Consider the following 18,717-nt stretch of genomic DNA (forward strand, 5'->3'; position numbering starts at 1 on the left):
GCGGGGGGACGGGTGTGTCCTGGCGGGCCAAAGTTCACTAAGTTCACACTCGTGCGCAAGTTGCGCGCCGGGTGGAGCGCGGGCGCGGTGGCGGCGAACGGTTTAAAAGCGGACGGTGCAATTTAAAAGCGGACGGTGCAAAGAGCGTTGGGGCATGCTGGCATGGGCGGCACATGTAGGAAACCGCCCCCTCGACTTCGGGGGCAAGGTGGCGCTATGGGGCGGCGCTTATGACCAGCAAGAATTCCCGTCCGCGCGGTGCCCGTCAGGCGCGCGCCGCTGCCCGGTTGGCCGCCGTCCAGGCGCTGTACCAGCATGAGATGGAAGCGACGCCGATCCCGGCGCTGCTCCATGAATTCCACCAGCACCGGCTGGGCGCGACGATCGAAGACGTCGAATATGCCGAGGCCGACGTTCATTTCTTCGACGATGTGGTCAAGGGCGTCGATGCCCGCCGCGAAGAGATCGACGCGCTGATTTCGACCAAGCTGTCGAGCGGCTGGTCGATCGAACGGCTGGACAAGCCGATGCGGCAGATTCTGCGCGCCGGGACGTATGAGTTGCTGGCGCGGGCGGATGTGCCGGTGGCGGCGGTCATCAGCGAATATCTGGACGTCGCCGATGCGTTCTACGACCGGCGCGAGAAGGGGTTCGTGAACGGGCTGCTCGATTCGGTGGCCAAGCAGGTTCGGGTCTAGGCCCTTCCCACTCCTATCCCCTCCGTTTGCTTCGAGCGGAGGTTCGAGCTTGTCGAGAACCGTAGTCGAGAAGGGGTTGCCCCAAACGGCGTGTTCTCGACGGACGCTTCTCGACAGGCTCGAAGCTGCTCGAACCGAACGGGGTGAGGTAAGGTCCTGTTAGGCCAACCACCCCCGGATCGCAGCGTTCACCGCCTCTGGTGCCTCCCACGGCACGAAATGCCCCGCCTCGACCCGCACCACCGTCAGGTCGGGGACATAGGCGTCGAGCCCCGCCAGTTGCACCGGCAGCAGGGCGTGGTCCTGCGTTCCCCATACCACCAGCGTCGGTTGCGTCACCGGCGGGAAGGGGCCGTCGAGCCATGCCGGGCGTGCGGGCGTCTCGTCCATCGCGGGGACGATGATCTGCGATGCGCGGTACCAGTTGAGCATCGCGGTCATCGCGCCGGGATGGCGCCATTCGGCGAGGTACGCCGCCTTGGCCGCGTCGGCGATCGGGTGAGTCACGAACTTCGCGAAGCCGGTCGTGAAGAAATGCTCCAGTCCCGCTTCGGTGAGCCCCTGGTCCAGCGTCGTGTCGCGGAAGCGGGTCATGTACTGGCTGGCGGCGCGCTGGGCCGGATCGTCGAATAGCGAGCGTTGGAAGACCAGCGGATGCGGCGCGTTCAGGATGACGAGCCGCTCGATCCGGTCGGGATGGTTCAGCGCCGCCATCCACGCGATCGCGCCGCCCCAGTCATGGCCGACCAGCGTGAAGCGCCCGATCCCCATCGCATCGGCCAGCGCGATCAGGTCGGCGACCGGCCGGGCGGGGGCATAGTCCGCGACCGAAGGCGGCTTGTCCGACCCGGCAAAGCCGCGCTGGTCGGGGGCGACGACATAATGGTCACGTGCGAATTCGGGCAGCTGGTGCCGCCACGTCCGGTGCGATTCGGGAAAGCCGTGGAGGAAGATCATCGCCGGATCGACCGGATCGCCCGCCACCGCGACGTCGAGCGCAACGCCGGTCGACAGTGCGATGCGGGTCAGGTCGCTCATGGATAGCTGACCGTCTTGGGCACTTCGGGGATCGGGATGAATTCCTGCGAATCGCCCGGCACCTTGGGGAAATTGCCCGCTTTCCAGTCCTGCTTCGCCTGGTCGATCCGGTCGCGGCGCGACGAGACGAAATTCCACCAGACATAGCGCGGCGTCGTGAACGCTTCGCCGCCGCACAGCATCACCCGCGCGCCGCCCGAGGAGCGCAGCGTCGCGGCGATGCCGGGGCGCAGGACGTAGAGCGTCATCGGTTCGAGCGCCACGCCGTCCAGCGCGGCGTCGCCATGCGTCAAATAGAGCGCGCGTTCGTCGGCACCGGCATCGATGGGGATCGCGCCGTTCGCCTCCAGCACGATATCGGCATAGATGGTCGCGGCGTACTGGGTGGTGGGGGCGGAGACGCCCCACAGGTCGCCCATGACGACGCGGGCGGTCGCGCCGCTGGCCGAGACGACCGGCAGCCGGGCCGCTTCGACATGTTCGAACGCCGGGTCCATCTCTTCGCGATCCTCGGGCACCGCCAGCCATGTCTGGATACCCGACAGAAGCGGCCCGCCGGCGCGTTCGTCGGCAGGCGAGCGTTCGGAATGGACGATGCCGTGGCCTGCGGTCATCAGGTTGACCGCGCCGGGTTCGATCCGGGCATGGGTGCCAAGCGAATCGCGATGGTCGATCGCCCCGCCGAACAGATAGGTGACGGTGGCGAGGTTGATGTGCGGGTGCGGGCGCACGTCGATCCCCTGTCCGGGGTCGAGTTCGGCCGGGCCCATCTGGTCGAAGAAGATGAACGGGCCGACCATGGTCCGGGTGCGGGTCGGCAGGGTGCGATGAACCTTGAACCCGCCCAGATCGTGGGTGACCGGCTGGATCGTCTGCAGGAAGAAGCGGTCGTTTTCCATCAGTCGGCGTCCAGTTCGGGGTAATGGCGGAAAATGTCGTCGGTATTGAACGCAATCCGGCGGTCGCTGGCAAGATAGGCGGCGATGCCGGGCAGCTTCGCCACCTGGTCGTGGATCGCGATCAGACGGGCGAGGTCGCGCTCCAGCGTCGCCATCCGCCGGGGAAAGGCATAGCGCAGCCCCTCGACCAGCTGGAACAGCGAGGTGTCGACATAGGTCCAGCGATGGTCGATCGCCCACGGGCCGCTATGTTCGCCGATCAGCCCGTTGAAATAGCGCAGATATTTGGGCAGGCGTTCGCTCAGGAACTGCTGTGCCGCGCGCGCCGCTTCCGGACGTTGCTCGGCATAATAGGCGCCGGTTGCGACCGGGTGGTGGACGGCGTGCACCTCGCTCACCAGGTCGGCGATGGTCAGCTGCCACTGGTTTGCCCATTGCCGGTCGCGGATGCTGGAGAGGGCGAGGCCGTGGCGTTCGCCCAGATGCTGCAGGATGTTGGCGACCTGCGCGATGCGGATGCCGTCGAGGTCGAGAAAGGGCGGGGCGAGCGGTGCGCGGGGGCTGCGCTGCAACTGGTGCTGCATGGCCGCCACCCCGTCCTGCCGGGCGCGGTCGCGATAGTCGATGCCCGCCGCTTCCATCGGCAGGCGGACGAATTCGCCGCGCCCCTGGATCGTCGGCCAATACCACAGGTCGTAGGTCAATCAGCCTCTCCGGGTGCGCGGGCGCGGATCGCCAGCGCGTGAATGCGGGTCGCAAGCAGATCGGCGAGCGCATGGTTCACCAGCCGCTGCCGCGCGACGCGCGACTGGCCGGTGAAGGCGTCGGCGACGATCGCTACCGAGAAATGGGTTTCGCCGGTGCCATCGTCGCCCATATGGCCGGCGTGATGATGGCTGTCGTTGGTCACGGTCAGCCGTGCCGGGGACAGGGCGTCCTGCAGGCGGGCGGCGATCAGGTCGGCGAGGGGCATGGTGGCGGTGTCGGTCATCCGACCTATATAACGCGTTTTGCCAAAGGGAGTCGCGGGCTGCGCGAGAGATTATCCAAGGATCGTCCCAATGCCCGGTTTCATGGGCGGATGGAGGCGAATGGCCGCCCCTGTGAAGTGCCGGGCTGTCCGGAATCGGGCGAATTCCGTGCGCCGCCGCTGGAGGGTGCGCCGCAGGGGGGCGACCGGCCGAGCGCCTATCGCTGGTTCTGCCTCGACCATATCCGCGCGTTCAACGCCGGGTATAACTACTTCGCAGGCATGACGGCGGAGGAAATCCACGATGCCCAGCGGCCCTATGCCGGGTGGGAGCGCGAGACGCGCGCCTTTGCACGGGCGGGGACCGATCCGGGGCCGGCCTGGGCCGATTTCGCCGATCCCCTTGACGCGATCGGGGCGAAGTTCCGCACGGCACGCGAGGCACGGGCCGAGCGGCAGGACGGGCGGCCGCTTAGCCCGGCGGATCGGTCGGCGCTGAAGGTCATGGGGCTGGCGGTCGATGTCGACCGGACGGGTTTGCGCAAACGCTATTCGGAGCTGGTGCGGCTGTACCACCCGGATCGCAACGGCGGCGATCGCAGCCATGAGGCGGCGTTGCAGAAGGTGATCGCGGCGTATCAGCAGCTGAAGGGGGCGGTGGCGTTTGCGTGAGCTAACCTGACGCCCCCCGTTTGCTTCGAGCGCAGGTTCGAGCTTGTCGAGAACCGTAGTCGAGAAGGGGGTGCCCCAAACGGCGTGTTCTCGACGGACGCTTCTCGACAGGCTCGAAGCTGCTCGAACCGAACGGGGTGGGTGAGGTGAGATGCGGGGTGGTAGAAAGGGTGGCTCAATCCAGCCCCAGCGCCACCGCCTCTAACTGCTGCGCGACCATCGCCCAGCCGCCTTCGAACCCCATTTCCGCGTGCATCTTCGCCGTCTCCTCGTCCCAGTGGCGGGCGGCGGCGCGGTAGAGCGTCGCGCCGTCGCCATCCGCATCGAAGGTGAAGAAACCGACAAAGGCCAGCCGCTGCGGCTGCGGTAGCCAGCCGGGCGCGAAGGCGTTGGTGAAGACGATCCGCTGGCGGTCCGCCACGTCGAGGATCACGCCCTCGCCGGTCATCGCTTCCCCGCCGGGGCCGCGCATCGTGGTGGCGAAGCGGCCGCCGGGATGGAGATCGAGGCCGAGCAACTCGGTCGTCCATGGCCGCGGTGCCCACCATTTCGGCAGATGCTCGGTCCACGCGCGCCACACCGTGTCGACGGGGGCGGGAATGCGCCGTTCGATGGCGATTTCGTGTTCGGGGGTCATGCGCGCGCTCCTGTCAGGCCGAAGCGGGTACCCATAGGATCGACGGCGACGACCGAAAAGCTGCCGCCGGGGATTTGGTCGGGTCCCTGCAGCACCTGACCGCCCCCGTCCACGATCCGCGCGGCGGCGGCGTCGATATCGGCGACATGGGTGTAGAATTGCCAGCCGGCTTCCCCACCCGGCACCATGCCCATCGCCGCGCCGATGGCAACGTCGCCGCTTAGCAGGAACTTGTAGTCGCCCCATGCCCCCATCGGCATCGATCCTTCCTGTCGCCAGCCGAATCGATCGACGTAGAAGGCGATGGCGGCATCGGGGTCGGCGGCGGTCAGCTGGTTCCAGACGAAATGCCCCGGCGTGGCTTGATCGGCGGCCTGGAACACGGTGTTGGTCTCCGTGCTTTCGCTGCGCATGATGTAGAGTGCCGCGTTTTGCGGATCGGTCAGCATCGCCATGCGGCCGACGCCGGGCATGGTCGTCGGCGGCATGTGCTGCGTGCCGCCCGCCGCGACATAATCGGCGGCGGTCGCATCGACGTCATCGACCGCGACATAGCCGAGCCAAGTCGGCGCGGGCATGCCTGCCGGCATCGCCATCAGCCCGCCGACCATCGCGCCGTCGGGGGCGACGAATAGGCGATAGTCCATGCCCGGCATGCCCGAATCCTGCACGGTCCAGCCGATGACGTCGCCGTAAAAGGCCGCCGCCGCGTCGAGGTCGCGGGTCAGCAGTTCGTACCAGATGAAATCGCCCTGCCGGTTCATGCCTCTGCTCCGAAGCGGCGGTCGAAGATCGGCACGAACCCGCCATAGACCATGCGCCTGCCGTCGAAGGGCAGTGCGCGGTCGGCCATGCGCGGGTCGGCCATCACCGCCTGCCATCCGGCGTCGCGGGCGTCCTTCGACGGCCATTCGATCCACGAATAGCAGGCGACCTCACCTTCTTGCAGGGCGACGGCGCGGGCATAGTCGGTGTGGGTGCCGGGCGGCACATCGTCGCCCCAGCCCTCCACGATGCGCAGCGCGCCATGGTCGCGGAACACCTGTGCCGATTCGGCGGCGAAAGCGAGATAGGCGTCGCGATCGGCGGCGGCGACCGGGGTCAGGCAGCCATCGACATAGCCCGGCGTCGCGTCCTCGCCCGCCACCATCGCGCCGTCGAACCCGCCATAGATCATCCGCTTGCCATCGAACGGCATGTCGAGGTCGGCCATGCGCGGATCGGCCATCATCGCCGCACCCACCGCGTCGCGGGTCGCCCGGTCGGGATATTCGATCCAGCTGAACAACACATCCTCGTCGTCCGCCAGCGCGACCGATCGCGCGAAGTCGGTATGCTCACCGACCGGCACGTCGTCGCCCCGGCATTCGACCATCCGCGTCGCGCCCAGATCGGCAAAGATCGCTGCCGCTTTTGCGACATGCGCTTCATAGGCGGCGCGGTTGCCCCGTGGCACCGGGGTCACGAACCCATCGATATAGGTCATGCCGCATCTCCCGCATGCGCCGCCTGCATCGCGGCCATGTCCATGGTGAACGGGCCCCAGCCATGACCGTCGAGATCCTCGAACGCGCGGCTGTACATATACCCTTCGTCTTGCGGGTCGTGCAGTTCGCGCCCGCCCGCCGCCAGTGCGGCATCGGTGATGGCATCGACGCCGGCCCGGTCGTCGAACGACAGCGCCAGCAGTACGCCGCTCTCGATCTTCGCATCGATGATCCGCTTGGGCGTGAAGGTCGCGTAGAAATCGCGGTCGAGCAGCATGACGTGGATCGTGTCGGACCAGTTCATCCCCGACCCGCGCGCGTTCGAGAATTGTTCGTTCTTCACGAAACCGATCGCTTCGTAGAACCGGGTCGCAGCCGCCACGTCGGCGACCGCCAGGTTCACGAAAATCATCTTCGGCATGGCACCCTCTCCCCCAGGTTCACACGAATCGCTGTTTGTATTGGATGCGCTTCGGAGTAAGCGAACGCAACGATGGAGTTAGAAAAAGTAACTAGTTTGGAAAAGCGGCGCTACGACGATGCCTGTGGCGCGGCGCTGGGCATGGAATATGTCGGCGAACGCTGGGCGCTGTTGCTGATCCGCGAGCTGTTGCTGGGGCCGCGCCGGTTCGGCGAATTGCGCGGCGGATTGCCGGGGATCAGTGCGAACGTCCTGACGCAGCGGCTAGCCGGGCTGGAGGCGGCGGGGATCGTCGAGCGCCACCGCCTGCCGCCGCCCGCCAATGCGCAGGTCTATGCGCTGACCCGCTGGGGCCATGAGGCGGAGCCGGTGGTGCTCGCGCTGGCGAAATGGGCGCTGCGGTCGCCGACGCACGACCCGACGCTGCCGTTTTCGGCGGTGTCGCTGATGCTGTCGCTGAAGATGCTGCTGGTGCCCGAGCGGGCAGGGGAGGTGCGCGCCCGAGTCGCGTTCCGGCTGGGCGACGATCGCTATGCCGCGACGCTGACGGCGGGGACGCTGGCGGTGGTGCGCGGGGAGGTGGCGGACGTCGACGCGACCTTGGCCGGGCCGCCGCCGGCGTTCCTGCCGGTAATCTTCGGGCGCAAGCCGCTGGGCATCGCACTGGACGAAGGGGCAATCGCGCTGACCGGGAACCGTGCCATCGCCGAACGGTTCGTCACGCTGTTCCAACTGCCGCGCAAGGTTGAGTAGGCGGCCCGCTTCGTCCTAAAGACCGCCGCGGCGCATTGCTTCGCGCCCACGCGAAAGGCCCGCATGACCACCGATACCCTGCCCCAGCCGTCCGAGACCACGATCCTGAGCGCACCCGACCGGATGGTGAAGGTGCGGGACATGTTCGGCATCGACAGCGACCTGGAAGTCCCCGCCTTCTCGGTCGCCGACGAACGCGTGCCCGATGCCGATCCGGCCTATGTGTTCGATCCCGACACGACGCTGGCGATCCTCGCGGGCTTTGCCCACAATCGCCGGGTGATGGTGCAGGGCTATCACGGCACCGGCAAGTCGACCCATATCGAACAGGTCGCGGCGCGCCTCAACTGGCCGTGCATCCGCATCAACCTCGACGCGCATATCAGCCGGATCGACCTGATCGGGCGCGACGCGATCGTGTTGAAGGACGGGCAGCAGATCACCGAGTTCAAGGAAGGGCTGCTCCCCTGGGCATTGCAGACGCCGACCGCGCTGGTGTTCGACGAATATGACGCCGGCCGCCCCGACGTGATGTTCGTGATCCAGCGCGTGCTGGAGACCGAGGGCAAGCTGACCCTGCTCGACCAGAATCGGGTGATCCGGCCGAACCCCTATTTCCGGCTGTTCGCGACCGCCAATACGGTGGGCCTTGGCGATACGTCGGGGCTGTATCATGGCACGCAGCAGATCAACCAGGGGCAGATGGACCGCTGGAACATCGTCGTTACGCTGAACTACCTGCCGGCCGCGACCGAAGCGCGGATCGTGCTCGCCAAGTCGGGCGAATATGACAAGGTGGGCGGCAAGGAAGCGGTCGAGAAGATGGTGCGCGTCGCCGATATGACCCGGCGCGGGTTCGTTAACGGTGATATCTCGACGGTCATGTCGCCGCGGACGGTCATTACCTGGGCGCAGAATGCGCTGATCTTCGGCGATGTCGGCTTTGCGTTCCGCCTGTCGTTCCTGAACAAGTGCGACGAGGCCGAGCGCGCGCTGGTCGCCGAATATTACCAGCGGGTGTTCGGCAAGGATTTGCCGGAGAGCGTGGTCGGGAAGGCGTAACGCTGGCGGCGCAATAACGCCGTATCCCCGCGCAGGCGGGGATCCAGAGTTAAGCCAAACAACGGCAGCGTATGCCGCCCTGGATCCCCGCCTGCGCGGGGATACGGTGTTTGCGGGGAAGGCACGCGCCATGCCGGACCAACCCCTCGCCCCACCGCGACTCGCATTGACTCCCCTGTCAGCAAGCCCCATCCCAATTTCATGGCTCACCAGCATCCGCTCGCCGTCGCGCCCGGCGACATCGACCATATGGGGCACGTCAACAATGCGGTGTACCTGTCATGGGTGCAGGACGCGGTCGTCGCCTATTGGGAGCGGGTGGCCCCGGCCGATGCGGTCGCCAAGCACCTGTGGGTCGCGCTGAAGCACGAGATCACGTATCGCCGGCCCGCGTTCCTCGACGATCCGATCGTCGCGACGGTCGTGGCCGAACGGGTGGAGGGCGTGCGCGCCTATTTCTCGACGCTTATCAAACGGGGCGAAGAGGTACTGGCGGAGGTGCAGAGCACGTGGTGTTCGCTGGATGCGATCACGAAACGGCCCGCGCGGCTGGCGCGCGACGTGGTGCATCGCTTCCTGCCCGAATAACGATTTCGTTTTCTGCAATTGCGCTGAAAACCTGTGCAGTTGCGATATTGCACTGCACAACGCATTTCTCCGGTCAACGAACGACGCCCGAGCGTCGACCCCCAACCGACCGGAGACAGACCCATGCGCAGCCTTGCCGCCGCCGCCGCCTTTCGCGTTGCCCTCGTCGTTGCGGGCATGCTGATCCCGACCCTCGCCTCGGCCAACGAGATCGAGCGTGACGGGTACAAGTTCGATTACAACCGCACCGTCACCGACAAGGGCGACACCGTGCTGTCGGGCACCGTCAAGTCGACCGGCGAGCCGTTCCGCCTGGTCGTGCGCGACCGCACCGTAACCGGTGACGTCGGTGGCCGCTCGGTGCGCTTCCGCATCGCCAAGCCGCTGCCGAGCGCGGCGCTGGTCGCGGCGCGCTAAACCCGATCCGCCGCTTGGTCGCAGCGCCCGTCCCCTGCCAAGGGGGCGGGCGTTTTGCGTCGTGGGCCACGAGAAGAACCCGTCATGCCGTCGCACCCGCGCAGGCGGGAATGGCGAGGGCAGCGGGACCGCGGATCAGGTCCGGGGTGCCGGAACCGGCTTGCCCGCCATCCCGGCATAGTCGATCCGCCACAGCTTCAGCGGCGACCCCTTGGGCAGCGGCACCGGCGTCAGCCAGCCCGGTACCTTGCCATGCGCCAGCTGGTCGTAGAATCCGCCGGGCGAGCGTGCGCGATAGACCGTCGTCTCCGCCATGTTGGGGCAGGTCAGCAGATAGGTTGCGCCATGCCGCCGGGCGATGGTGCGGAAATTCTCCGGATCGCCCTGAAACGCGTGATGCACGTCGAGGATCGCGTCGCCGTTGCGGTGGTACGGGCCGGTGATGCCGTCATGGTGCGTGGCGACGATCAGGCGGGGGCCGAGGTCGACATGGGTGAACATCACTGCTGCCGGTATGCGGTTCAGCGCCTGTAGCGCGGGCAGGCTGGCGCAGCGGGCACCGGCGCGCAGCACCTGCTTCGTCCGGGCGTCCTGCGGCTTGATTCGGACATGGGCGGCAAGGCCGCGGTCGGGCAGCTTCGACAACAGCTTGCCGACCTGATCGACGGCAAGGTTGCCGAGCAGGAGCAGCGAGACCAGCCCCGCCGTGCCCAGCACCCGCACCGCTGCGTTCTTGCGCGACAGGAGCCACGGGATCACGACCCAGGCGAGCGCGACCGTGCCGGGAATCGCCAGCAGCTGTGCGGCGGGACCCGAACGGATTTGCCAGAACAGCATCGCCACCGCGAACGCGGTGAAGAGCGTCGTCACCGCCCAGCCGACGAAATTGGCCGACCGGCGCGCGCGCCACGTCGCGAGGATCGCGCCGAACAGCCCGATGATCGGCCCGGTCACGATCAGCAGGATCGTGCGGCCGGGCATGGTGTAGAGCGGTTTCGCCTCGCGCACATTGTTCAGCCAGGTGCGTGCCAGTTCCTCCGACACGCCTTCGGGCCGGCCAAGGCATTGCGGGAACAGCACCGCAAACGCCCCCGCCAGCACGCCGCCGGCGATCAGCGTCAGGACCAGCCGCACGCCCCACGCCCTGGGGCTGATCCACGCCAGCAGCACCAGGAATGCGCCGCCCGCGACCACCGCCGACAGCCACACCGGGGTCAGCGCGTCGCAGCGCATCGCGTAATTGGCGTTGGAGGCAAAGGCGACGAAGCCGATCGCGCTCGCCCCGGCCAGCGTCGCGCCATAGACGGTCAGCCGCCGCGCTTCCGCCCGGTCCCAGACCCAGCGCAAGGCGACGATCCCGCCGGCCATCGCGCAATAGGGGAGGAGTTCGAGGCCGATGGTCAGCGAGCAGGCCGACGACAGCCCGACGACCCATCCGCCACGGGTCTGTTTCGGATCGGCAAGGCCGGCGACGGTCCAGGCGAGGCAGGCGAGCTGCCACCCGTGATGGTCGATGCGTTCGGGCATGAACATCAGCAGCGTCGACGAACAGCCGAGCAGGAACAGCACCGCGAGCGGCCACGCGACCGGCGCGACCAGCCGCCGCGCCGTCACCGCCAGCGCCGCCATCGCGACCCCCATCGGCAGCAGCGGGGCGATGCCGACCGCCAGCTTCTCGGCCCAGACCGGGCCGGCGAACGGCTTGAACAGCAGGAGCAGCCCGGCGATCGGCAGGTCGACCAGCCGTGACCAGTGGATGTCGAGGCCGCCGGGCGGGTTCAGCCGGTACTGGCGCAGGTCGTACCAGCCCTGGCCGCCCATCCACGCCCGCACCTGCATCAACCGCATATTGTCGTCGGTGTCGGACAGGGCCAGCCAGTGCACCGCATTCCAGCGTTGCCACAGGAACCAGGCGGCGATCGCCACCCACGCCAGCAACAGCCAGCGCCGCCAGTGACGGTCGAGTTCGGTGAGGCGCGCGGGCGTGTCGGTCAAAATCGCTTTCCCCAAGCCGCCACGCATTCTACGGCGGCTGTCCTGCCATGGTGGCAACACGCGCGCTGTATCGGATGGCGCGCAAAGGACAAGGGTGGCACGCGGGTGATCGCGCGGATCGAACGGTTGATGGCGGACGGGGTGCTGGGGCAGTTGATCCGCTTCGGTATTGTCGGTGGGCTGTCGACGGTGATTTATTCGGCGGTGTACCTGCCGCTGGTCTATCATGTCCTGCCCGCCGGCTATGCCTTTGTCGCGGTCATTCCGGCGTTCGTCGTCGCCGCCGCCTTTGGCTGGGTGGCGCATGGTCGCTGGAGCTTTCAGGGGCATGGCACGCGCACCGGGGGTGCCGAACAGCCGATCAAGTTCCTGGTGGTGCAGGGGTTCGGCATGGTGCTGAACGGCCTCTTCACCTACGGCATGGTCGATCTGGCCGGGCTGGCCGACTGGACGCCGCTGATCCCCGCCGTGCTGGTGACGCCGTTCGCCACCTTCGCGCTCAATCGTTCATGGGTATTCGGATAAGATGGACCGCATCGTTTACGACCGCATGGCGGCGCACGACTCGACGCATTGGTGGTATCGGGCCCGCCGCGAGATTCTGGCCGATTATGTCGAGCGCTATGCCGCGCTGAAGCCCGGCGCGCGCATCCTCGAGATCGGCTGCGGCACCGGGCACAACCTGCCGATGCTGGGCGCGTTTGGCGACGTCGACGCGATCGAGATCGATCCGGCGGCGCGTGAAATCGCGAGCGAACGGCTGGGCAAGCCGGTCGGCACCGCTCCGCTGCCGACACTGGCCGGGGTAACCGGCCAGTATGACATGATCGCGGTGCTGGACGTGGTCGAGCATATCGAGGACGATGTGGCGACGTTCCGCGGCATGGCCGACCGTCTGGCACCCGGTGGCAAGATCCTGGTCACGGTTCCGGCACATCAGTGGATGTGGAGCGCGCACGACGTCGTGAACCACCACCACCGCCGCTATTCGAAGGCGACGCTGGCCAAGGCGATCGCGGACGCGGGCCTGAAGCATAACGGCCTACGCTATTTCAATTCGCTGCTGTTTCCCGCCGCCGTCGCGGCCCGGGTCGCGGGCAAGATTCGCGGCAAGGACGACAGCGACGATTCGCCCCCGCCCAAGCCGCTCAACACCGCGTTCGAGGCGATCTTCCGGCTGGAGCGGCATCTGCTGGGCCGTATCCCGATGCCGCCGGGGCTGTCGATCGTGACGTTGGTGACGAAGTAGACTTTCGGGCCGCAGCACGTCGATAACCGTCACCCCGGACTTGATCCGGGGTGGCATTTCGTCGGCGGTTGCTGGAGCATGACGACATGAAGCCTGCCCGTTCGTGCTGAGTAGGGGCTGAGCGAAGTCGAAGACCCGTATCGAAGCACCCGCTCAAACGGTCCTTCGATACGCCCCTTCGACAAGCTCAGTGGCTACTCAGGACGAACGAGTCAGCCCAAAGAAGCGGTACCCTGGGTCAAGCACGGAGTGATGGGCAAAGGGTCAGCTACGCCGACGCCGCAGGGCAAGATCAGTCGCAGGGGCGCGCTACCCCCGCTTGAACCATTTCCACTTCGGACCCGCCGATTGCAGCACGCCGCGCCGGAACAGCCGTGCGCCGACGCTGATGGTGATCGCAACCCACAGCAACTGCCACGCTAGTGCCGCGACGTGCGGCCAGATCGCGGCGCTGGTCGCAGCGCGGCCGGCCATGGCGAAGGGGGAGCTGAACGGGAACAGTTCGGCCGCGGTCGCGATCCAGCTGTCGGGGCGGCCGATCGCCGCCAGCGCGAAACCGAACATCGCCATCTGGAAGATCGTGATCGGCAGCGACAGCATCTGGATTTCGCGCGGGGTCGATGCCTGTGCGCCGACGGTCAGGAACACCGATCCCAGCAGCATATAGGCGAGCGTGAAATACAGGATGTAGAGCAGCGCGAACCCCGGAAAGCCGATCGCGGGGGCGATGCCCGACAGCCCCTGGGCAAGATCGGGCGGGATCAGCGCGCCGACATTGATTCCGACCGCCACCCAGAAGGCGAGGAACAGGATCGCCACGCCGAACATGCCGATCAGCTTGCCGAGGAACACCGATTCCAGCGGCACGGCGGCGGCCAGCACCTCGATCACCTTGTTCGAGCGTTCCTCCGCCATGGTGCCGACCGCCTGTCCCGCCAGCATCAGCGTGACGACGAACAGCGTGACGACGGCAAAGGTGCCCGCCGCGCTCTTTTCGCCCAGCGACGTGCTGTCGCGCGCGACGCGGGTGAAGGTCGGGCGCGACAGGGGCGCACCGCTGAGGCCGGTGCGCCGGTCGCGCTGCGCCTGTTCGGCCAGTACCGCCAGATATTTGACGGTGGTCGAGGCGGGGTTGGCATGGATCAGCTGTGGCCGGTCGAGCGGGCCGTAGAGAACCGAGGGCACGTCGATATCGGGGTTCGACAGCAACGCGCGCGCCTGTGCGGCGGGATCGGCGGCAGGCGCGATGGTCGCGAGCGGCGGCAGGCCGCGATCGGTCGCGACGGCGGGCCGGACCCGCGCATCGGCGGCCAGCAGCCGCGCGGCATCGTCGGGCGTGGCGATGGCGTAGATCTTTTCCTTGCCCTCCGCGCCCTGGCCCACGGTCATCGCGCCCAGGCTGCCCATCAGGCCGAAGCCGATGAAGAGCAGCGGGGCGAGCAGGAACAGCAGGAACATCGGCGTCATCACCGTCGCGGTGAAATCGCGCCGGGCGATGGTCAGCGTCTGGCGGATCAGCTTGGCAGGCGCGCTCATGCCGCATCCTCCCGCGCGGCGTCGCCGACGATGCGGACGAACGCGTCGTGCAGTCCCGGCCGCTCGATCGACAGCCCCGAAATGCCATAGCCCGCGTCGATCAACCGCACCAGCGTCCCCTCTATCCCGTCGGCAGGCAGCGTAAAGCGCCAGCCGCCGCGATCCTCCTGTGCATCGGCGGGCAGGAGGCCCGCGATACCGGGGGCGGGGTGGTGCGGCACATAATGCGCCTTCATCGGCAGCAGCGCGCGGGCATCGTCCACCGTCCCTTCGAACCGGCGACGCCCGCCGGCGATGACGCACAGCCGGTCGCACAGCCGTTCGGCATGGGCCATGACATGGGTCGAAAACAGGATGGTCGCCCCCCGGTCGCGCTCGGCCCGGATCAGCGCCTCCAGCCGTTCCTGGTTGACCGGATCAAGCCCGGAAAAGGGTTCGTCGAGGACCAGGAAATCGGGCTGGTGGACGACGCTGCCCAGCAGCTGGACGAACTGCGCCATGCCCTTCGACAGCTTGCGGATCTTGGAATCGATTGCGTGGCCCAAGCCCGCCTGTTCGAGCATCGCCGCCGCCCGCTTGCGCCCGACCGACCAGTCGAGGCCGCGCAGCGCGCCCATGAAGGCGATCGCCTCGCGCGCCTTCATGCCGGGATACAGGCCGCGTTCCTCGGGCAGGTAGCCGACGCGATCCGATGCGTCGCGCGGGGACGCGTGGCCGAGCAGCGAACGACTGCCTTCATCGGGTTCGATGATGCCGAGCAGCATGCGCAGCGTCGTCGTCTTGCCCGCGCCATTGGGGCCAAGCACGCCGTACACCGCGCCGGTCGGCACCGACAGGTCGATGCCGTCGACCACCCTCCGGTCGCCGAACCGCTTGACCAGCCCGGTCGCATGCAGGGCAAGGCCGTTTCCGGCCGAATGATCGTTACGCAACGCTTGGATCCCCTCAACGACGCTCTTTAGCGTGCGCATGGAAAAGCGTAGCGGGGGGAAGTGATCCAAGACAAGGCCATCCCGACCGATATCGTCGCGCGGATACGTACGCAGGCGGCCGAATGCGGCTTCGTCGCGTGCGGCATCGCCCGCGCCGACGCCGCACCGCGCACCGCCGCGCGGCTGCGCGAATGGCTGGACGAGGGTCGGCACGGGTCGATGATCTGGATGGAGGAGCGCGCCGAGCAGCGCGGGTCGCCTGCCGGGCTGTGGGGCGAGGTGCGGTCGATCATCGCGCTCGGCATGAGTTATGCGCCGGCCGCCGATCCGCTGGCGCTGGAGGGGGTGGGCGACCGGGGGCGCATCTCGGTCTATGCGCAGGGTGGTGATTATCATGACGTGGTCAAGAAGGCGCTGAAACGGCTGGGCCGCTGGCTGGCGCAGGAATCGGGCTGCGACCTGAAGGTATTCGTCGACACCGCGCCGGTGATGGAAAAGCCGCTGGCAGAAGCCGCGGGGCTGGGGTGGCAGGGCAAGCACACCAATCTGGTCAGCCGGGATCATGGCAGCTGGCTGTTCCTCGGCGCGATCTACACCACGCTGGACCTGACGCCCGACCGGGCCGGGCGCGATACGTGCGGGTCGTGCGATGCGTGCCAGCGGGCATGCCCGACGGATGCGTTTCCGGCACCCTATCGGCTGGATGCGCGGCGCTGCATCTCCTACCTGACGATCGAACATGCCGGACCCATCCCGCACGACCTGCGCGAAGGGATCGGCAATCGCATCTATGGCTGCGACGATTGCCTGGCGGTGTGTCCGTGGAACAAGTTTGCAGCAACAGCGGCGGCGAACCGGGCGTTTGCGGCACGGGCGGAACTGGCCGCGCCGCGCCTCGCCGACCTGATCGCGCTGGACGACGCCGCGTTCCGCGAGGTGTTTCGCGGATCGCCGATCAAGCGGATCGGGCGCAACCGGATGGTCCGCAACGCGCTGATCGCGGCGGGAAACAGCGGCGATGCGGCGCTGGTGCCGCCGGTGCGCGCGGCGTGCGGTGATGCCGATCCGGTGGTGGCGGAGGCGGCGGCGTGGGCGCTGGCGAAGCTGGGGGACGTACCGGGCTGACGCAGGATCGGCGGGTCGGGCGTCACGCCCCGCTTTGCCGGCGGACGGCGGCAAGGTCGCCATTGGGCCGGCCCTGCACATGCGCCCAGTCGCGGAATTTCCAGTCCCCGCCCCATACCAGCCCCTCGGCCTTTGCCACCCGGCCCAGCGCGCGGAAGAACACATGGGCGTCGGGTTCGCGCCAATACCAGCGTTCATCGACCAGGTCGGCAGCCCATGCGGCGGGCAGGCCGTCGGGGGTCTGGGCATTGTGGAAGCTGAAGCGGACCTTGCTGGAGCCGGCGCGGAACAGGCGGTCCTGCACCGCAACCGATCGCCAGCCATAGACGATCGCCGGGCGAAAACGTTCGGCGCGCAGCCGGGCGATGACCGCGACGACGCGCGGGCGGAACTTGGGATGGAGGCTGGCGAGCTTGCGCTCCTGCGGCCAGTTGCTGCTGTCGCCGTCCCACCGCGCCGGGGCCGCGCGCAGCCGGGTGAGCGTCGTGCCGCCGGGATCGATCCGGCCATCGGGTTCGATGCCGAAGCGGTCCTGCGCCACGCGGATCGCCGCAATCAGGCGCGGGCCGGCGATGCCGTCGATCCCGCCCGGCTCGATCCCGCCGCGCAGCAACAGCCACTGCACCGTGCGCACATCGTCCGCACGGTTCGCGCCGCCTTCACCGACCGTCGCCTCGATCATCGCCCGTTCCTCGTTCCATTGCTGGGGGCGGGGACGCTGGCGGTCGAAATCCTACATTGCAAGCCGGGGATCAGCGGGGCCGGGCGCGCGCCGCCGCGACCTGTTCGCGCAGCGCCCGCACGCGCTGGTCGATCGCGGCGGTGTCGGCAAAGGCGGGACCGCCGCCGCGCGCCTGCCGCGCGAGGCGTTCGACCATCACGCTTTCGGCATAGAGCGCGCGCACTTCCGACCGGCTGAGATCGCCGCGCCGTCGCCCGTCGCGGATCGCGCGGTTGACGTCGCCGACGCCACTGTCGAACGCCGGGGCAGGCGGGGCGGGCATTTCGCGCATGGCGCTGCGACCCCCGTCCCAGATCTGCGCGGCGGCGGGTGTGGCCAGCAACAGCGGCAGGATCAGCAGGATCGCACGCATCGACGTTTCTCCTCGGGCGGATGGTTGATCCTATCGGGTGACGCGGAAACACGCCATCCGGCTTTTCCTGTCGCGCGGCTTGGGGTAACGCCACGCCCCATGATCCGTCCCGCGCTGTCCATCGTCGTCCCTTGCTATAACGAGGCCGCGTGCCTCGACGTGCTGCACGCCCGCATTTCGGCGGCGGCGCACGCGGTGGTGGGCGACGATCACGAAATCGTGCTGGTGAACGACGGATCGCGCGACCAGAGCTGGGCCGTCATGGAGCGGCTGGCGGCGGCCGATCCCCGGCTGGTCGCGATCAACCTGTCGCGCAACCATGGACATCAGCTGGCACTGACCGCGGGCCTCGACCTGTGTGCGGGCGAACGCATCCTCATCATCGATGCCGACCTGCAAGACCCGCCCGAATTGCTGGCCGACATGATCGCGACGATGGAGTCGGAGGGCGCCGATGTCGTGTATGCGGTGCGGCGCAAGCGCGAGGGCGAGACGTTCTTCAAGAAGCTGACCGCCGCCGCCTTCTATCGCGTGCTCGACCGGGTGACCGATACGCCGATCCCGCTCGACACCGGCGATTTCCGGCTGATGAGCCGGCGGGCGCTCGATGCGTTTTTGTCGCTGCCCGAACAGGCGCGCTTCATTCGTGGCATGGTGGCATGGGTCGGGTTCCGGCAGGTGCCGTTCCCCTATGACCGCGACGAGCGGCTGGCAGGCGAGAGCAAATATCCGCTGGGCAAGATGATCCGCTTTGCGCTGGACGCGGTGACCGGTTTCTCCACCGCGCCGCTGCGGCTGGCCAGCCATATGGGGCTGGTGCTGACAGGGCTTTCGCTGCTGCTGTTCGCCTATATCGCGATCGGGTGGATTTCGGGCAGCGCGGTACAGGGATGGACGTCGACGATGCTGGTCGTCGTATTCCTGGGCGCGGTGCAGATGTTCGTGCTGGGGATGATCGGCGAATATCTCGGACGGCTGTATGTCGAATCGAAGCGGCGGCCATTGTATCTGGTCGCCGACGTCGCCGGGCCGGTGAAGGGGCGGGCCAGTTTGGGATATCGTGCAGGGGATCGGGGCGAGGTTACCGTGTCGCCGGTATTGCCCGACATCGCCGATCAGGGGTGACGGCTCCGCTTTGATATTC

23 protein-coding genes are annotated in these 18,717 nt (G+C 67.7%); 10 read left to right on the plus strand and 13 right to left on the minus strand.

What is annotated here, in order from left to right; all coding sequences use genetic code 11:
* Positions 1-230: 230 nt before the first annotated feature.
* Positions 231-698: a transcription antitermination factor NusB gene (gene nusB / locus ASE67_RS06575; protein WP_055758120.1), complete on the plus strand. Its 468-nt coding sequence runs from the start codon at positions 231-233 to the stop codon at positions 696-698.
* Between the two features lie 159 nt (positions 699-857).
* Here the strand turns inward: nusB and ASE67_RS06580 are convergent, their stop codons facing one another.
* Genes ASE67_RS06580 through ASE67_RS06595 form a run of 4 tightly spaced genes read right to left on the minus strand, consistent with a single transcriptional unit; the run spans position 858 to position 3,626 of the window.
* A complete protein-coding gene (locus ASE67_RS06580; RefSeq protein WP_055758123.1) occupies positions 858-1,736 on the minus strand; it encodes an alpha/beta fold hydrolase in 879 nt (292 codons plus the stop codon).
* Complete coding sequence (locus ASE67_RS06585; RefSeq protein WP_055758126.1) at positions 1,733-2,635, minus strand: pirin family protein; 903 nt, start codon at positions 2,633-2,635, stop codon at positions 1,733-1,735. Before ASE67_RS06585 ends, ASE67_RS06580 begins: the two co-directional genes overlap by 4 nt.
* Positions 2,635-3,339, minus strand: coding sequence for a glutathione S-transferase (locus ASE67_RS06590; RefSeq protein WP_055758129.1), 705 nt, complete (start codon positions 3,337-3,339; stop codon positions 2,635-2,637). Before ASE67_RS06590 ends, ASE67_RS06585 begins: the two co-directional genes overlap by 1 nt.
* Entirely contained in the window at positions 3,336-3,626 is a 291-nt protein-coding gene (locus ASE67_RS06595; RefSeq protein WP_055758134.1) for a BolA family protein, read from the minus strand. Before ASE67_RS06595 ends, ASE67_RS06590 begins: the two co-directional genes overlap by 4 nt.
* Before the next feature lie 90 nt (positions 3,627-3,716).
* On the opposite strand from ASE67_RS06595, the gene ASE67_RS06600 reads away from it, so the two are divergent.
* On the plus strand, positions 3,717-4,277 hold the full coding sequence (locus ASE67_RS06600) for a J domain-containing protein (protein WP_055758137.1): 561 nt from the start codon (positions 3,717-3,719) through the stop codon (positions 4,275-4,277).
* Between the two features lie 175 nt (positions 4,278-4,452).
* On the opposite strand, the gene ASE67_RS06605 is transcribed toward ASE67_RS06600, so the two are convergent.
* The 4 genes from ASE67_RS06605 to ASE67_RS06625 are packed head-to-tail and all read right to left on the minus strand — an operon-like array spanning position 4,453 to position 6,822.
* Positions 4,453-4,914: an SRPBCC domain-containing protein gene (locus ASE67_RS06605; RefSeq protein WP_055758139.1), complete on the minus strand. Its 462-nt coding sequence runs from the start codon at positions 4,912-4,914 to the stop codon at positions 4,453-4,455.
* Complete coding sequence (locus ASE67_RS06610; RefSeq protein ID WP_055758142.1) at positions 4,911-5,678, minus strand: VOC family protein; 768 nt, start codon at positions 5,676-5,678, stop codon at positions 4,911-4,913. The genes ASE67_RS06605 and ASE67_RS06610 overlap by 4 nt, the downstream gene beginning before the upstream one ends.
* The gene (locus tag ASE67_RS18840) at positions 5,675-6,400 is read right to left on the minus strand and encodes a DUF1428 domain-containing protein (RefSeq protein WP_082456983.1); all 726 of its coding nucleotides are present in this window, start codon (positions 6,398-6,400) and stop codon (positions 5,675-5,677) included. Before ASE67_RS18840 ends, ASE67_RS06610 begins: the two co-directional genes overlap by 4 nt.
* Positions 6,397-6,822, minus strand: coding sequence for a VOC family protein (locus tag ASE67_RS06625; protein ID WP_055758145.1), 426 nt, complete (start codon positions 6,820-6,822; stop codon positions 6,397-6,399). The genes ASE67_RS18840 and ASE67_RS06625 overlap by 4 nt, the downstream gene beginning before the upstream one ends.
* Positions 6,823-6,894: 72 nt before the next feature.
* Here ASE67_RS06625 and ASE67_RS06630 point away from each other — a divergent pair, with 72 nt between their 5' ends.
* From ASE67_RS06630 to ASE67_RS06645, 4 genes are all read left to right on the plus strand, one after another.
* Entirely contained in the window at positions 6,895-7,575 is a 681-nt protein-coding gene (locus ASE67_RS06630) for a winged helix-turn-helix transcriptional regulator (protein WP_055758148.1), read from the plus strand.
* 63 nt (positions 7,576-7,638) lie between these two features.
* Positions 7,639-8,637, plus strand: a complete 999-nt coding sequence (gene cobS / locus ASE67_RS06635; protein WP_055758151.1) for a cobaltochelatase subunit CobS — start codon at positions 7,639-7,641, stop codon at positions 8,635-8,637.
* Between the two features lie 201 nt (positions 8,638-8,838).
* Positions 8,839-9,225 carry an acyl-CoA thioesterase gene (locus ASE67_RS06640; RefSeq protein ID WP_055758154.1) on the plus strand — a complete coding sequence of 129 codons (387 nt, stop codon included), beginning with the start codon at positions 8,839-8,841 and terminating at the stop codon, positions 9,223-9,225.
* Between the two features lie 123 nt (positions 9,226-9,348).
* The gene (locus tag ASE67_RS06645; RefSeq protein ID WP_055758159.1) at positions 9,349-9,642 is read left to right on the plus strand and encodes a hypothetical protein; all 294 of its coding nucleotides are present in this window, start codon (positions 9,349-9,351) and stop codon (positions 9,640-9,642) included.
* 135 nt (positions 9,643-9,777) lie between these two features.
* Here the strand turns inward: ASE67_RS06645 and ASE67_RS06650 are convergent, their stop codons facing one another.
* Entirely contained in the window at positions 9,778-11,637 is a 1,860-nt protein-coding gene (locus ASE67_RS06650) for an AcrB/AcrD/AcrF family protein (protein WP_235511818.1), read from the minus strand.
* Positions 11,638-11,742: 105 nt separating this feature from the next.
* Here ASE67_RS06650 and ASE67_RS06655 point away from each other — a divergent pair, with 105 nt between their 5' ends.
* Both ASE67_RS06655 and ASE67_RS06660 read left to right on the plus strand, forming a co-directional pair.
* On the plus strand, positions 11,743-12,162 hold the full coding sequence (locus tag ASE67_RS06655; RefSeq protein ID WP_235511819.1) for a GtrA family protein: 420 nt from the start codon (positions 11,743-11,745) through the stop codon (positions 12,160-12,162).
* A gap of 1 nt (position 12,163) precedes the next feature.
* Complete coding sequence (locus ASE67_RS06660) at positions 12,164-12,886, plus strand: class I SAM-dependent methyltransferase (protein WP_055758164.1); 723 nt, start codon at positions 12,164-12,166, stop codon at positions 12,884-12,886.
* Positions 12,887-13,195: 309 nt separating this feature from the next.
* Here ASE67_RS06660 and ASE67_RS06665 read toward each other — a convergent pair whose 3' ends face one another.
* The gene (locus ASE67_RS06665; RefSeq protein WP_055758167.1) at positions 13,196-14,422 is read right to left on the minus strand and encodes an ABC transporter permease; all 1,227 of its coding nucleotides are present in this window, start codon (positions 14,420-14,422) and stop codon (positions 13,196-13,198) included.
* Entirely contained in the window at positions 14,419-15,354 is a 936-nt protein-coding gene (locus ASE67_RS06670) for an ABC transporter ATP-binding protein (RefSeq protein ID WP_055758170.1), read from the minus strand. Before ASE67_RS06670 ends, ASE67_RS06665 begins: the two co-directional genes overlap by 4 nt.
* Positions 15,355-15,414: 60 nt before the next feature.
* Between ASE67_RS06670 and queG the strand changes: the two genes are divergently transcribed.
* Positions 15,415-16,479 (plus strand): tRNA epoxyqueuosine(34) reductase QueG, encoded by a 1,065-nt coding sequence (gene queG / locus ASE67_RS06675; RefSeq protein ID WP_055758173.1) that lies wholly within the window; start codon positions 15,415-15,417, stop codon positions 16,477-16,479.
* Positions 16,480-16,501: 22 nt separating this feature from the next.
* Here the strand turns inward: queG and ASE67_RS06680 are convergent, their stop codons facing one another.
* Together ASE67_RS06680 and ASE67_RS06685 are read right to left on the minus strand one after the other, a co-directional pair.
* Entirely contained in the window at positions 16,502-17,161 is a 660-nt protein-coding gene (locus ASE67_RS06680; protein ID WP_055758176.1) for a peptidoglycan-binding protein, read from the minus strand.
* Between the two features lie 70 nt (positions 17,162-17,231).
* Complete coding sequence (locus ASE67_RS06685) at positions 17,232-17,573, minus strand: hypothetical protein (RefSeq protein WP_055758179.1); 342 nt, start codon at positions 17,571-17,573, stop codon at positions 17,232-17,234.
* A gap of 99 nt (positions 17,574-17,672) precedes the next feature.
* On the opposite strand from ASE67_RS06685, the gene ASE67_RS06690 reads away from it, so the two are divergent.
* The gene (locus ASE67_RS06690) at positions 17,673-18,698 is read left to right on the plus strand and encodes a glycosyltransferase family 2 protein (RefSeq protein WP_055758182.1); all 1,026 of its coding nucleotides are present in this window, start codon (positions 17,673-17,675) and stop codon (positions 18,696-18,698) included.
* Positions 18,699-18,717 lie beyond the last annotated feature (19 nt).

Origin of the sequence: Sphingomonas sp. Leaf23 (assembly GCF_001421585.1) — a bacterium.
Lineage (GTDB): Bacteria > Pseudomonadota > Alphaproteobacteria > Sphingomonadales > Sphingomonadaceae > Sphingomonas.